The sequence below is a fragment of the Promicromonospora thailandica genome (assembly GCF_024171955.1).
In the GTDB taxonomy this organism is placed as follows: Bacteria; Actinomycetota; Actinomycetes; order Actinomycetales; family Cellulomonadaceae; genus Promicromonospora; species Promicromonospora thailandica.
Genome location: NZ_JAMTCS010000011.1, coordinates 116,924 through 131,138, shown reverse-complemented (window position 1 = coordinate 131,138; position 14,215 = coordinate 116,924). Strand labels below are relative to the sequence as shown.

The window sequence follows — 14,215 nt, the reverse complement described above, 5'->3', positions numbered from 1 at the left end:
TGTGAGGCGTGAATCTGGCCGTGGAACGGCATGGCGCAGCCCCTTGTGACTTATTGCGCAACCTCGCGCCCGGCCAGCGCGACGCCATGGTGTGCCGTCAGGCACCCGCGTCCGGGTCGACGTACGTGACACGGGCGTTCTTGACGGCCCGGTAGTCGAGCAGCGCGGAGCCCACGGCACCCAGCAGGAGCACCACGAACAGCACGACGCGGTCGTAGAAGTCGAACTGCGTCAGCACCGCCATGACCACGATGAGCACCACCATCTTGGCGATCCAGCCGCCCATGACCACGGCGCCCATGGTGACGGCGCCCTTGCCCACCGTCCACAGCATCGACAGCACCGTGGCCCCGCAGAAGAACGCGGCCAGGGCCGCGCCGATCAGGGCGCCCCAGAGGCCGGGCACGCCCGCGACGAGGAGACCCACGAGCGAGCCCAGCACGGCGAGACCCGCCACGAGCAGCAGGCTGTCGCGCAGGGCGCTGCGGAGCATCGTCTGCTCGGCGCCGCGCGAGGCGTGGGTGGCGTCGGGTACCTGCTCGGTCATTCGATGGTCTCCTTGATGGGGGTGGCGTCCGCGCTCTGGGCCGTCACGGGCGCGCCGACACCGGCCGGTACCTTCGGCACCTGCCCCGACAGCGCCACGTCGTCGTCCAGGAAGCGGCCGCGGTGACGCAGCGGGCCGAGCGTGGCCAGCAGCGCGACGACGACGAACACGGTGGTCCAGACCAGCACGATCTCCCAGTCCCACAGGACCAGCGCGGCGGCGCTGAACGCGAACACCGCGGTCCAGACGTACAGGATCACGACGGCGCGGCGGTGCGAGTGGCCCAGGTCCATCATGCGGTGGTGCAGGTGCATGCGGTCGGGCGCCATGGGCGACTTGCCGGCCGCGAGCCGCCGGATCACCGCCAGCCCCATGTCGAGCAGCGGGAGCGTGAGCACCGCGACCGGGAGCAGCAGCGTGATGAACGCGGGCAGGGCCTGCGCGCCCGTCATGACGTCGGGCTGGACGTTGCCGGTCACGGTGATCGCGGCGCCGGCCATGACCAGGCCGATCAGCATGGAGCCGGCGTCGCCCATGAAGATGCGCGCGGGGTGGAAGTTGTGCGGCAGGAAGCCGACGCAGACGCCGACCATGACCGCGAGCATGAGCGAGGCCAGGCTGGCGAAGTCGTCCGGCGTGGCCTCGGCCGTCAGCCGGTAGGTGTAGAGGAAGAACGCGGTGCCGCCGATCGCGATGAGCCCGGCCGCGAGGCCGTCGAGGCCGTCCACGAAGTTCACGGCGTTCATCGCGACCACGACCACGAGCACCGTCGCCACGAGCGACATGCGCGACGACGGGATCGTCGTCCCGGCGATCGGCAGCGAGATCAGCTGGACGCCCTGCAGGGCCATGAAGCCGGCCGCCAGCACCTGACCGGCCAGCTTGGTGACCCAGTCCAGGTCCCACTTGTCGTCGGCCCAGCCCAGGCCGCACACGATCGCCGCGCCGCCCACGATCCCCCACACCTGGGAGACCTCGCCGGGCTCGAAGACCCCGGACAGGAACGGCATCCGGGAGGCCAGCAGCACCGCGACGACCATGCCGATCAGCATGGCCAGCCCGCCGAGCCGCGGCGTGGGCACCAGGTGCACGTCACGGGAGCGCACGGCCGAGATCGCCGAGGTCTTCAGGGCCACCCAGCGGGCGAAGGGCGTGGTCAGGAACGTGACCGCGGCGGCCACGAGCATCAGGAGCAGGTACACCCTCACTCGTCGTCCTCCGGGTCACCCGCCGCGGCCTGGTCCGGCCCCGCCTCGGGCAGGTCCTGGAGGCCTTCGACGTCGGCGACGCGGCGCAGCTCGTCCAGCGGCACGGCACCCTCGCGCACGACCCGGAGGGCCGGGCCGGTCGCGTCGACGATCGTCGACGCGACACCGCCGGGCGCCTGGCCGCCGTCGAGGTAGACCGCTACCGACTCGCCGAGCTGGTCGCGGGCGTCCGCGACGTCCTGGGCCGCCGGGCTGCCCGACCTGTTGGCGCTGGACACGGCCAGCGGGCCGGTGCGCTTGAGCAGCGCGAGCGCCGCCGGGTGGTCCGGCATGCGCAGCGCGACGGTGCCACCGGTGTCGCCGAGGTCCCACTGCAGCGACGGCTGCGCGCGCAGGATCACGGTGAACCCACCGGGCCAGAAGGCCTCGACCAGCCGGCGGGCGTCCTCGGGTACGTCGGTGGCCAGGCCGTCGAGGGTCGCCACCTCCCCGACCAGGACCGGCGGCGGCATCTGCCGGCCGCGGCCCTTGGCCGCCAGCAGGGCGGCGACGGCCTCCTTGTCGAACGCGTCGGCGCCGATGCCGTACACGGTGTCGGTGGGCAGCACCACGAGGCCGCCGCGGGAGATCGCATTCACTGCCTCGTCGATCGCGGGGCCCCAGGTCTGGGGGTCGGTGGCGTCGAGCACGGGCTGCACAGGCACACTCACGCGGACCAGTCTTTCACGGTTCGGGGACGACGCGGCGCGCGACGACCATGCGGGGCCGGCCGGTCAGGTCCTTGCGGGTCTCGGGCTCGGCGAACGCCGGCCGGCCGTCGGGGTCCAGCGCCGCGGCCACCATCGCGCGGGCCGCCTCCGCCTGGACCTCGGCGTGCTCCATGACGTACAGCCCGCCGGGCCGCAGCAGGCGGGCGGCGGCCGCCGTGATGCCGCGCGGCACCTCCAGGCCGTCGGGGCCGAGCCCGTACAGCGCGACGGCCGGGTCGTGCCGGGCGACCTCGGGGTCGGTGGGCACGGCGTCCGACGGCACGTACGGCGGGTTGGACACGACGACGTCGGCCGTCCCGTCGATCCCGTACAGGGCGGTGCGGGCATCCCCCTTGACCAGCCGGACGATCCGGGCGGGCGGCTCGCCGTCCGGGCCGGCCGGCTCGGCCGGGTCGCGCCCGGCCGCGAGCGCGCTCAGCGCGTCGACGTTGCGGGCGGCCCAGGCGTGCGCGTCCTTGTCCAGCTCGACGGCGTGCACCCGCGTGCCGGGCACCTCGGTGGCGACGGCCAGCGCGATGGCTCCGGAGCCGGTGCACAGGTCGACGACGACGGCGCCCGCGCCGTCCCGCTCGGCCGTCACCTTCGCGGCCTCGTCGACGGCGACCTGCGCCACCTCCTCGGTCTCGGGCCGCGGCACGAAGACGCCCGGCCCCACGGCCAGCTCGAGGTGGCGGAACGCGGCGCGGCCGGTGAGGTGCTGCAGCGGCTCGCGCGCGGCGCGCCGGGCGACCAGCGCACGGAACTCGCGGGCGGCCGGCTCCGGGACGTCGCGCCCCAGGATCGCCAGCCGGCGCACCTCGGACCGGTCCACGCCGAGCACGTGCGCCAGCAGCGCCTCCGCGTCGGCCCGCGGTGACGGCACCCCCGCGCCGGCCAGCTCGTCCCGCGCCCACCTCGACAGCTCCGCGCTCATCGCGCTCCTCCGGCCACGGCACGAGCCTGCCCGACGGCGGCGCGCGGCGCCAGACCGGCCGTCAGGTCACGCACCGGAGGCCTCGGCGAGGCGCGCGGCCTCGTCGGCGTCGATGGCCGACCGGACGACGGGACCCAGGTCGCCGTCGAGCACCTGGTCGAGGTTGTACGCCTTGTACCCGGTGCGGTGGTCGGCGATGCGGTTCTCGGGGAAGTTGTAGGTGCGGATCCGCTCGGACCGGTCCACGGTGCGCACCTGCGAGCGGCGCAGCTCGGCCGACTCGGCGGCGGCGGCCTCCTGCTGCGCGGCGAGCAGCCGCGCGCGCAGCACGCGCATCGCCTGCTCACGGTTCTGGAGCTGCGACTTCTCGTTCTGCATCGAGACCACGATGCCCGTGGGCAGGTGCGTGATGCGTACCGCGGAGTCGGTGGTGTTGACCGACTGCCCGCCGGGCCCGGAGGAGCGGTAGACGTCGATACGCAGGTCGTTCTGGTCGATCTCGAGCTCGCCCGGGTCGTCCACCTCGGGGAACACCAGCACACCCGCGGCGGACGTGTGGATGCGGCCCTGCGACTCGGTGACCGGGACGCGCTGCACGCGGTGCACGCCGCCCTCGTACTTGAGGCTGTGCCACACGCCGTCCTCGGGTCCCTGGACGTTCTTCGCCTTGATCGCGACCTGCACGTCCTTGTACCCGCCGAGGTCCGACTCGGTGGCCTCCAGGAGCTGCGTGGACCAGCCGCGCTGCTCGGCGTAGCGCAGGTACATGCGCAGCAGGTCGCCCGCGAACAGCGCCGACTCCTCGCCGCCCTCGCCGGCCTTGATCTCGAGGATCACGTCGCGGCCGTCGTCCGGGTCGCGCGGGACCAGCACGCGGCGCAGCTTCTCCTCCGCGACCGCCTCCGCCTCCTGCAGACCCGGCAGCTCCTCGGCGAACCCGGCGTCCTCGGTGGCGAGCTCCGCGGCGGCCGCGGCGTCGTCCCGCGCCTGCTCCCAGGCGCGGTAGGCGCCGACCACCTGGTTCAGCTCGGCGTACCGGCGGCCCAGCGTCCGGGCGCGCCCGGCGTCGGCGTGCACGGCCGGGTCGGCCAGCGCCGCCTCGATCTCGGCGTGCTCGCTCAGCAGCGGCCCGACGCCGGCAAACGCTTCACTCACGGTCTCTCCTCGGTACAGCGGCGTTGAGTGCTGGGTATTCGCCCATTTCAGCGCCTCGGAAGGGCGAATGTCCCGCACTCAGCGGAAGGGGTGGGTCCGGGCAAAGCAACAGCGCCGGTGGTCCCGTTCCCGACTGCCCCTGGAGAGGTTGTCGGGCCGGACCACCGGCGCTGCGAGGTCGCTACTTGTCGGCCGTCTTCTTGCCGTAGCGCGCCTGGAACCGGGCCACGCGGCCACCGGTGTCCATGATCTTCTGCTTGCCCGTGTAGAACGGGTGGCAGGCGCTGCAGACGTCGGCGCTGATCTTGCCGGACGTCTCGGTGCTGCGCGTGGTGAAGGTGTTACCGCAGGTGCAGGTGACCTGGGTGACGACGTACTCGGGGTGGATTCCAGCCCTCATGGTGCTCCTTGGTGTGATGCCGCTGGGTCGCCCTGCAGTACCGCAGGCGCGTGAACCAGCGAGCCAGCCAGTCATTCTGCCACCGTGTCGCCCGGTCGGGCGACACGGCGGGGTGTGACGTGAGTCCGCCGGACGGCGCTAGACGGTCTCGCCGACGTTGTCGTCCTCGGTGAGACCACCCGGCGTCGTCTTCTGCACGTGCAGCAGGAACTCGACGTTGGTCTTGGTCTTCTTGAGCTGCCCGAGCAGGAGCTCGGCGGCCTGCGTCTGGTCGAGCGCGCCCATGACGCGGCGCAGCTTGTAGACGATCGCGAGCTCGTCCTTCGACATGAGGATCTCCTCGCGCCGCGTGCTCGAGCCGTTGACGTCGATCGCCGGGAAGATGCGCTTCTCGGCCAGGGACCGCGACAGGCGCAGCTCCATGTTGCCCGTGCCCTTGAACTCCTCGAAGATCACCTCGTCCATCTTCGAGCCGGTCTCGACCAGGGCCGTCGCGAGGATCGTCAGCGAACCGCCGTCCTCGATGTTGCGGGCGGCACCGAAGAACTTCTTCGGCGGGTAGAGCGCCGCGGCGTCCACACCACCCGACAGGATGCGGCCCGACGCCGGGGCGGCCAGGTTGTAGGCGCGCGACAGGCGGGTGATGCCGTCGAGCAGCACCACGACGTCCTGGCCCAGCTCGACCAGACGCTTTGCCCGCTCGATGGCGAGCTCGGCGACCAGCGTGTGGTCCGAGGCGTGCCGGTCGAACGTCGAGGAGATGACCTCGCCCTTGACCGAGCGCTCGAAGTCGGTGACCTCTTCCGGGCGCTCGTCCACCAGCACGACCATGAGGTGGACCTCAGGGTTGTTGGTGGTGATCGCGTTGGCGATCTGCTGCATCATCAGCGTCTTGCCGGCCTTGGGCGGGGCGACGATCAGGCCGCGCTGGCCCTTGCCGATCGGCGCGACGATGTCGATGACGCGCGGCGTCAGCTTGGTCGCCTCGGGGTTCTCCAGGCGCAGCCGCTCCTGGGGGTACAGGGGCGTGAGCTTGGTGAACTCGGGGCGCTCGCGCGCCTCCTCCGGCGTCATGCCGTTCACGGTGTCCAGGCGCACCAGGGCGTTGAACTTGTTGACCTTGGCGTTGCGGCCGGTCGGCTGCTGCGGCGGCTCCTCGCCCTCGCGGGGCTGGCGCACGGCGCCCACCACGGCGTCGCCGCGGCGCAGGCCGGCCTTCTTGACCTGGTTCAGCGACACGTAGACGTCGTTGTTGCCGGGCAGGTAGCCCGAGGTCCGCACGAACGCGTAGTTGTCGAGGATGTCCAGGATGCCGGCGACGGGCAGCAGCACGTCGTCCTCGCGCACCTCGACGTTCTCGAGGCCCGACACGTCCGGACTCTGGCGGCCGCGGCCGCGCTTGCGGTCCCGGCCCCGGTCACGCCCGCGACGGCGGCGCGAACCGCGCTCGTCGTCCAGGTCGTTGTTCCGGTCGGCGTTGCGGTCGTTGCCACGGTCGGCGTTGCGGTCGGTGTTCCGCTCGCCACCGCGCGCGGCGCGGTCGTTGCGGTCGGCACCGCGCTCGCCGTTGCGCGAGCCCTGCCGGCCGTTGCCGGACTGCCCGTTGCGGGCGTCGGAAGTCTTGTCGCCGTTGGCGTCGGCGGCACCCTGGCCGCGGCGTCGGCCGCCCTGCTCGCGCGGGGCCGCGACGGCGTCGGCGAGCTGGGCCAGGCGCGCGGCCTTCTCGGCCTCGGCGTTGGCGTCGGCGCGCACACCCGAGGTGGCGACCTCGGCGGCGGCGACCGGGGCCTCGGCGCGGGCGGGCTTGTCGGTCACGGGCTGCTCCGCGGTGGCGGTGGCACGGCTCGGACGCTTCGTCGCGCCGCCCGTCCTCTCGCGGATCGTCTCCACGAGGTCGCTCTTACGCATCCTGGAGGTGCCCTTCACGCCCAGGTCTCCGGCGAGTGCCTGGAGCTCGGCGAGGCGCATGCTGCTCAGCGCTCCGGCGGTACGGCCGGCGGCTTCCTGAGCGTTATCGGTGGTGTCTGTCACGAAGGACCCTTCCCCCTCGAACTGCGGCTTGTCGCGTGATCGCGGGCCGCGGGATAGTGGGCGCCCGGCGCGTGACGGCCGAGGCGCGAAAAACCTCGCATCAGTGGTACGACGACGACGGCTGACGGGGGCGTTGTCTGCCTTCTCGTGAGATGCGGTGGCCGTAGATCACGGCCTGCAACGGGCACGGATGAGCGGCCGAGGTTCACTGGATCAGAACTCTGCCGATCAGGCGGTGGGGAACCGAGGAATCCTAGTTCCCGCCACCATGGCTCAGGACGTGCGATCCCGAAGGTTCACTGCATACTACCACCCCGTACTGCCCGTGATCATGGTCCGACGTCATGGTCCGACACGGTGTGTCGCCGGACGACCGGCTGCACCTGACGAGCCGGACGATAGCGCACCTGTGTTTCCGGAAACTCTCCGTGCGCGTGCCCCCGTCATGTCGATCCCCGGACTCAACCGTCGCCAGCCGGCGGTCTCGTCCACCAGGTCGGCCAGGACCTCGTCACGAGCGGCCCGGTGACCCGGCCCGGCGAGCACCAGGACCGTGGGCCCGGCGCCCGACACGGTGGCCGGCACGCCGGCCTCGCGCAGCGCGCGCAGGAGCTCGCTGGAGGCGCCCAGGACCGCCGCCCGGTAGGACTGGTGCAGCCGATCCTCGGTCGCGTCGAACAGCAGCTCCGGACGCCGGGCCAGAGCCTCGACGAGGAGCGCCGCCCGGCCGGCCGTGAACGCGGCGTCGCCGTGCGACACCCGCGCGGGGAGCGCGGCGCGCGCCCGCGCGGTCGCCAGCCGCACGTCCGGGACCAGCACCGTGGCCTCGATCGCGGGGTCCACGTCCAGCCCGACGGCGCGCGGCCCGTCCGGCGTGGACCACGCGACGGTGGCACCGCCCTGGATGGCCGGGGCGGCGTTGTCGGGATGTCCCTCGAACTCCGTGGCCAGCGCGAGCACCGTGGCGGCGTCGATCGCGCGCGGGTCGGCCAGCAGGGCACGGGCCGCGACGATGCCCGCCACCACGGCGGCGGACGACGACCCGAGCCCCCTGCCGTGCGGGATCACGTTGTGGCAGGTCATGTGGATCCCGGTCGGGACGGCCCCGGCAAGGTCCATGGTGCGGCGCAGGGCACGGACCACGAGGTGGTCCTCCCCCAGCGTCACCTCGCCCGCACCTTCGCCCTCGACCTCGACGACCACCTCGTCGCTGGCGACGAGACGTACCTCGACCTCGTCGTACAGCGCGAGGGCCAGGCCCAGCGCGTCGAACCCCGGGCCGAGGTTCGCGCTGGTGGCGGGCACCCTGACCCGCACGTGGTCGGCGCCGAGCTGCATCAGAGCGACAGCGCGTCGGCGATCGAGACGACGTCGGCGGAGACCCGTACGGGCTCCACCTCGCCGCCGTCGGGCGTACGCAGCGCCCAGCCCGGGTCCTTGAGCCCGTGGCCGGTCACCGTGATCGTGATCCGCGCCCCCGCGGGGACCAGGCCGCGCTCGTGCCGCGCCAGGAGACCCGCGACACCGGCCGCGGACGCCGGCTCGACGAACACGCCGACCTCGGCCGAGAGGATCCGGTGCGCCGCGAGGATCTGCTCGTCGGTCACGGCCTCGATGACACCGCCCGACGAGTCCCGGGCCTCCTCGGCGAGCTGCCAGGAGGCGGGGTTGCCGATACGGATCGCGGTGGCGATCGTGTCCGGCTCGTCGACGGGGTGGCCCTTGACGATCGGGGCGGCGCCGGCTGCCTGGAAGCCCCATACCGTGGGGGTCCGGCTCGCCACGCCCGCGTCGGCGTACTCCGTGAAACCCTTCCAGTAGGCCGCGATATTCCCGGCGTTGCCGACGGGCAGCACGTGGATGTCCGGCGCGTCGCCCAGAGCGTCCACGATCTCGAACGCCGCGGTCTTCTGACCCTGGATCCGGTCCGGGTTCACGGAGTTCACGAGCTCGACCGGGTGGGTGTCGGCGAGCTTGCGGGCGGCGACGAGGCAGTCGTCGAAGTTGCCGTCCACCTGCAGCAGGCGTGCGCCGTGCGCGACGGCCTGGCTGAGCTTGCCCATGGCGATCTTGCCGTCCGGCACGAGCACGGCGCAGACCATGCCCGCGCGCGTCGCGTACGCGGCGGCCGACGCCGAGGTGTTGCCCGTCGAGGCGCACACCACGGCCTGGGCACCCCGCCCGGCGGCGGCCGAGATCGCGGTGGTCATCCCCCGGTCCTTGAACGAGCCCGTCGGGTTCATGCCCTCGACCTTGACGTACACGTCGGCCCCCGTGCGCTCCGACAGGGCGGGCGCCGGGACGAGGGGCGTGCCGCCCTCCCCGAGCGTCACGACACGCTCCTGCAGGTGCGCGGGCAGACGGTCGGCGTACTCGGCGATCACGCCGCGCCACAGGCGCGAGGTGGGGCCGGCGGCGGACGGCAGGTTCGGTTCAGCGGGCAGCACGGGCACGGTTCAGCCTTCGACTCTCAGGACGGACGTGATCTCGCGGACCGGTTCGAGCGTGCGGACCGCCGCGATGGTGGCGGCCAGCGACGCCTCACGGGCGGCGTGGGTGGTCAGGACCAGCTCGGCGGTGCCCTCGGAGGGGCCCGTCTGGCGCACGGTGTCGATCGACACGCCGTGGTCGCCGACGACGCCGGCCACCTGGGCGAGGACGCCCGGCAGGTCCGCGACGCGCAGGCGGACCTGGTACCGGGTCACCGCGGCGTCGGGCGGCAGCAGGGGACGGGCCGCGTACGTGGACTCCTGCGGCCCCTTGCCACCGAGCACGCGGTGCCGGGCCGCAGAGACGACGTCACCGACCACGGCGGACGCCGTCGGACGGCCGCCGGCGCCCTGGCCGTAGAACATGAGGGGGCCGGCGCCGTCGGCCTCCACGAAGACCGCGTTGAACGCGCCCTTCACGCCCGCCAGGGGGTGGTCGATCGGCACCAGGGCCGGGTGCACGCGCACGGAGACGCCCTCCCCGGTCTGCTCGGCGATGGCCAGCAGCTTCACGGCGTGACCCGTCCGGGCGGCCCACGCGACGTCGTCCGACGTGATGCCGCGGATGCCCTCGCGGGCCACGTCGTCGGCCGAGACGCGGGTGTGGAAGGCGAGGCTCGCCAGGATCGCGGCCTTGGCCGCGGCGTCGTACCCGTCGACGTCGGCCGTCGGGTCCGCCTCGGCGTAGCCGAGCTCCTGGGCCTGCCGGACCGCGCCGTCCAGGTCGAGGCCACCCGTGGCCATCTGGTCGAGCACGTAGTTGGTGGTGCCGTTGACGATGCCGAGCACGCGCCGCACGTGGTCGCCCGCGAGAGACTCCCGCACGGGCCGCACGATCGGGATGGCGCCCGCGACCGCGGCCTCGTAGTAGATGTCGACGCCGGCCGAGTCCGCGGCCTTGTACAGCGTCGGGCCGTCCACCGCGAGCAGTGCCTTGTTGGCGGTGACGACCGCGGCGCCGCCCTCGATCGCGCGCAGCAGCAGGCCACGCGCCGGCTCGAGGCCGCCCATCACCTCGATCACGATGTCCGCGCCGGCGACGAGCGACTCGGCGTCCTCGGTCAGGAGGGCGCGCGGGATGGCAGCGTCGCGCGGTCGGCTCGCGTCGCGCACGGCGATACCGGCGAGCTCCAACGGGGCGCCGGCGCGCGCGGCGAGATCGGTGCCCTGCTCCAGCAGCATCCGGGCCACCTCGGTGCCCACGACGCCACAGCCCAGCAGTGCGACACGCAGCCCGCGGGCGGGCTCGGGGACAGGCACAGCGATCCTGCTTTCGTCTTCGGGGAACAGTCCGCCCCCGGTGCGGTTCCGCACGGGTCGGGACGTTGCGACCAGGGTAACCGGAGCGTCCGACATGCGGGCGCCCGTCTCACGCCACACTCGCCCCGCCGAAGTAGAACTGCAGCGAGATAGAACGCCCGCCGGCGTTCTATCTCGCTGCCGTTCTATCTCGCCAGGGTTCTATCTCGCTGCAGTTCTATCTCGGCGCGGTGGCGGTGGCGGGGGGGGTCAGGCCTCGTTGACTCCGTGGCAGACCTTGTACTTCTTGCCCGAGCCGCACGGGCACTGCGCGTTGCGCGGGGTGCCCGGGAAGGTCCGGCCGTCGCTCGCGGCGGAGCTCGCCTCACCGTGCAGGGCCGCGCGGCGGCGGGCGCCGTCCGACGTCTGCATGAACGCGGAGCCCGACCCGTCCTCGCTGGGCGCCGAGTACGTCAGCGGCTGCTGCCGGTTCGGCGTGTCCAGGCCCTTGGCCAGCAGGATCGGCTCGGTGGCGGCACCGGCCGCACGCCGCGGGCGCGGCGCGGGCGGCTGCTGCCCCTGCTGGGGCCGCGGTGCCGCGGCGGGCTGCACGGCCGGGATCTGCGTGGTCGGCGGGGCGTCCGGCTGGCCGGTCCCCAGCCGCCCGCGCGGGGGCACCGGGCCGACGGCGGGCAGGTCGGAGCCGCCGTCGCCCGCCTGCTCGGCGTCCGGCTGCTGCACGGTGACCTCGAGGTTGAACAGGAACCCGACCGACTCCTCCTTGATGGCGTCGGTCATCGCCTGGAAGAGCTGGAAGCCCTCGCGCTGGTACTCGACCAGCGGGTCGCGCTGGGCCATGGCCCGCAGCCCGATGCCCTCCTTGAGGTAGTCCATCTCGTAGAGGTGCTCGCGCCACTTGCGGTCCAGCACGGACAGGACGACACGGCGCTCGAGCTGCCGCATCGCGGGGGGCGTGAGCTCCTCCTCGCGCGCCTGGTAGGCGACGCGCGCGTCGGACAGGATCTCCTCCAGCAGCATGTCCGCCGTCAGGCGGTCGAGGCCACCCGCCTCCTCGGCGACCTCCTCGGGCGTCAGCGAGACCGGGTAGACCGCCTTGAGCGCCGTCCACAGGGCGTCCAGGTCCCACTGCTCCGCGGTGCTGCCGTCGGACGTCGCGTTGGTGACGTACTCCGTGACCGTGTCGGTGAGGAAGTGCTGCACCTGCTCGCGCAGGTCCTCGCCCTGGAGCACGCGCAGGCGCTCCGCGTAGATGACGCTGCGCTGGCGCGAGAGCACGTCGTCGTACTTGAGCACGTTCTTGCGGATCTCGAAGTTGCGGGACTCCACCTGGCCCTGCGCCGACATGATGCCGCGCGTGACCATCTTGGACTCCAGCGGCATGTCGTCCGGGAACCCGGCGCGGTTCATCATCGACTCGGCGAGGCCGGAGTTGAACAGGCGCATCAGGTCGTCCTGCATCGACAGGTAGAACCGGGACTCGCCCGGGTCGCCCTGCCGGCCCGAACGGCCGCGGAGCTGGTTGTCGATGCGCCGGGACTCGTGCCGCTCGGTGCCCAGCACGTACAGACCACCGGCGGCCTTGACCTCGTCGTGCTCCTGCGCGACGCGGGCCTTCGCCTTCTCCAGCGCCTCCGGCCAGGCCGCCTCGTACTCCTCGGGCGTCTCGACCGGGTCGAGGCCGCGCTCGGCGAGCTCGGACACCGCCATGTGCTCGGCGTTGCCGCCGAGCATGATGTCCGTACCACGGCCGGCCATGTTCGTGGCGACCGTGACGGCGCCCTTGCGGCCCGCCATCGCGACGACCGCCGCCTCGCGCTCGTGCTCCTTCGCGTTGAGCACGTTGTGGGGCACGCCGGCCTTCTTGAGCTTGGCGCTCAGGAGCTCCGACTTCTCGACGCTCGTGGTGCCGACCAGCACCGGCTGGCCGTACGCGTGCCGCTCCACGATGTCGGCCACGACCGCGTTGAACTTGCCCTCCTCGTTCTTGTAGACGAGGTCGGGCTGGTCGATGCGCTGGGGCGGGTTGTTCGTCGGGATCGGCACCACGCCGAGCTTGTACGTGCCCTGGAACTCGGCGGCCTCGGTCTCGGCCGTACCGGTCATGCCCGAGAGCTTGCCGTACAGGCGGAAGTAGTTCTGGAGGGTGATCGTGGCGAGCGTCTGGTTCTCCGCCTTGATCTCCACCCCTTCCTTGGCCTCGATCGCCTGGTGCATGCCCTCGTTGTAGCGGCGGCCCGCGAGGATACGGCCGGTGTGCTCGTCGACGATCATGACCTCGCCGTTCAGCACGACGTAGTCCTTGTCGCGCTTGAACAGCTCCTTGGCCTTGATCGCGTTGTTGAGGAAGCCGATCAGCGGCGTGTTCAGCGACTCGTACAGGTTGTCGATGCCGAGGTAGTCCTCGATCTTCGCGATGCCGGGCTCCAGCACGCCCACGGTCCGCTTCTTCTCGTCGACCTCGTAGTCGACCGTCGGGACCAGGCGGCGCACCACCTTGGCGAACTCGGTGTACCAGCGGTTCGCGTCGCCGGCCGCGGGGCCGGAGATGATCAGCGGCGTGCGGGCCTCGTCGATGAGGATCGAGTCCACCTCGTCGACGATGGCGAAGTTGTGGCCGCGCTGCACCAGGTCGTCGACCGACCACGCCATGTTGTCGCGCAGGTAGTCGAAGCCGAACTCGTTGTTCGTGCCGTAGGTGATGTCCGCGGCGTACATCTCCCGGCGCTGCGCCGGGGTCTGGCCGGACAGGATCACGCCCGTCGTCATGCCCATGAACCGGAACACGCGGCCCATCAGGTCACCCTGGTACTTGGCCAGGTAGTCGTTGGTGGTGATGACGTGGACGCCCTTGCCCGGCAGCGCGTTGAGGTACGCGGCGGTCGTCGCCACCAGCGTCTTGCCCTCACCGGTGCGCATCTCGGCGATGTTCCCGAGGTGCAGCGCCGCACCACCCATGATCTGTACGTCGAAGTGCCGCTGGCCGAGCGTGCGGTGGGCCGCCTCGCGGATCGCCGCGAACGCCTCCGGCATGAGCTCGTCCAGTGTCGCGCCGTGCTCCAGGCGTTCCCGGAACCGTGCGGTCTCCTCACGCAGCTCGGTGTCGCTCAGCTCGACGAAGCTGGGCTCCAAGCGGTTGACCTGCGCTGCCACGGACTGCAGCTTCTTCAGGACACGTCCTTCGCCGATGCGCAGGACCTTGTCGAGGATGGACACGCGGGTTCTCCCAGGTCGTCGTCAAGTTTCGCCGTCGTCCATCGTAGGCCGTAAACCTGGGCCCGTGGCCCAGAGCCCGCGGACGACCGCCGGGGTTCGCTCTCGGGGTAACGATCACGGGAAGCATGCGGTTCCTGCGCCGTTCATGGGGTACGCGTGACGAACCGGAGACCGGCGCCGGATAGAATGGGTCACATCGCCCACCCGCCCGCGCTCGCGCGGCAAGCCG

The 14,215-nt window shown here is 72.3% G+C and carries 11 protein-coding genes; all 11 read right to left on the bottom strand.

What is annotated here, in order from left to right; genetic code table 11:
* Nucleotides 1-97: 97 nt before the first annotated feature.
* The 11 genes from APR03_RS17855 to secA all read right to left on the bottom strand — a co-directional run bounded on the left by APR03_RS17855 (nt 98) and on the right by secA (nt 13,986).
* Nucleotides 98-547, bottom strand: a complete 450-nt coding sequence (locus tag APR03_RS17855) for a Cg1360 family ATP-synthase-associated protein (protein WP_253837745.1) — start codon at nt 545-547, stop codon at nt 98-100.
* On the bottom strand, nt 544-1,755 hold the full coding sequence (locus APR03_RS17850) for an MraY family glycosyltransferase (RefSeq protein WP_253837743.1): 1,212 nt from the start codon (nt 1,753-1,755) through the stop codon (nt 544-546). The genes APR03_RS17855 and APR03_RS17850 overlap by 4 nt, the downstream gene beginning before the upstream one ends.
* Nucleotides 1,752-2,459 carry an L-threonylcarbamoyladenylate synthase gene (locus APR03_RS17845; protein WP_372494942.1) on the bottom strand — a complete coding sequence of 236 codons (708 nt, stop codon included), beginning with the start codon at nt 2,457-2,459 and terminating at the stop codon, nt 1,752-1,754. The genes APR03_RS17850 and APR03_RS17845 overlap by 4 nt, the downstream gene beginning before the upstream one ends.
* A gap of 19 nt (nt 2,460-2,478) precedes the next feature.
* On the bottom strand, nt 2,479-3,438 hold the full coding sequence (gene prmC, locus APR03_RS17840; RefSeq protein WP_253837739.1) for a peptide chain release factor N(5)-glutamine methyltransferase: 960 nt from the start codon (nt 3,436-3,438) through the stop codon (nt 2,479-2,481).
* Nucleotides 3,439-3,504: 66 nt separating this feature from the next.
* Complete coding sequence (gene prfA, locus APR03_RS17835) at nt 3,505-4,593, bottom strand: peptide chain release factor 1 (RefSeq protein WP_253837737.1); 1,089 nt, start codon at nt 4,591-4,593, stop codon at nt 3,505-3,507.
* A gap of 181 nt (nt 4,594-4,774) precedes the next feature.
* Nucleotides 4,775-4,993 carry a 50S ribosomal protein L31 gene (gene rpmE, locus APR03_RS17830; RefSeq protein ID WP_253837736.1) on the bottom strand — a complete coding sequence of 73 codons (219 nt, stop codon included), beginning with the start codon at nt 4,991-4,993 and terminating at the stop codon, nt 4,775-4,777.
* Between the two features lie 138 nt (nt 4,994-5,131).
* A complete protein-coding gene (rho, locus tag APR03_RS17825) occupies nt 5,132-7,024 on the bottom strand; it encodes a transcription termination factor Rho (protein WP_253837735.1) in 1,893 nt (630 codons plus the stop codon).
* Between the two features lie 342 nt (nt 7,025-7,366).
* On the bottom strand, nt 7,367-8,362 hold the full coding sequence (gene thrB, locus APR03_RS17820; protein ID WP_253837734.1) for a homoserine kinase: 996 nt from the start codon (nt 8,360-8,362) through the stop codon (nt 7,367-7,369).
* Nucleotides 8,362-9,471: a threonine synthase gene (gene thrC, locus APR03_RS17815; RefSeq protein WP_253837903.1), complete on the bottom strand. Its 1,110-nt coding sequence runs from the start codon at nt 9,469-9,471 to the stop codon at nt 8,362-8,364. Before thrC ends, thrB begins: the two co-directional genes overlap by 1 nt.
* A 9-nt stretch (nt 9,472-9,480) precedes the next feature.
* A complete protein-coding gene (locus APR03_RS17810; RefSeq protein WP_253837733.1) occupies nt 9,481-10,773 on the bottom strand; it encodes a homoserine dehydrogenase in 1,293 nt (430 codons plus the stop codon).
* A 249-nt stretch (nt 10,774-11,022) separates the two neighbouring features.
* Nucleotides 11,023-13,986 carry a preprotein translocase subunit SecA gene (gene secA, locus APR03_RS17805; protein WP_253837732.1) on the bottom strand — a complete coding sequence of 988 codons (2,964 nt, stop codon included), beginning with the start codon at nt 13,984-13,986 and terminating at the stop codon, nt 11,023-11,025.
* Nucleotides 13,987-14,215: the final 229 nt, after the last annotated feature.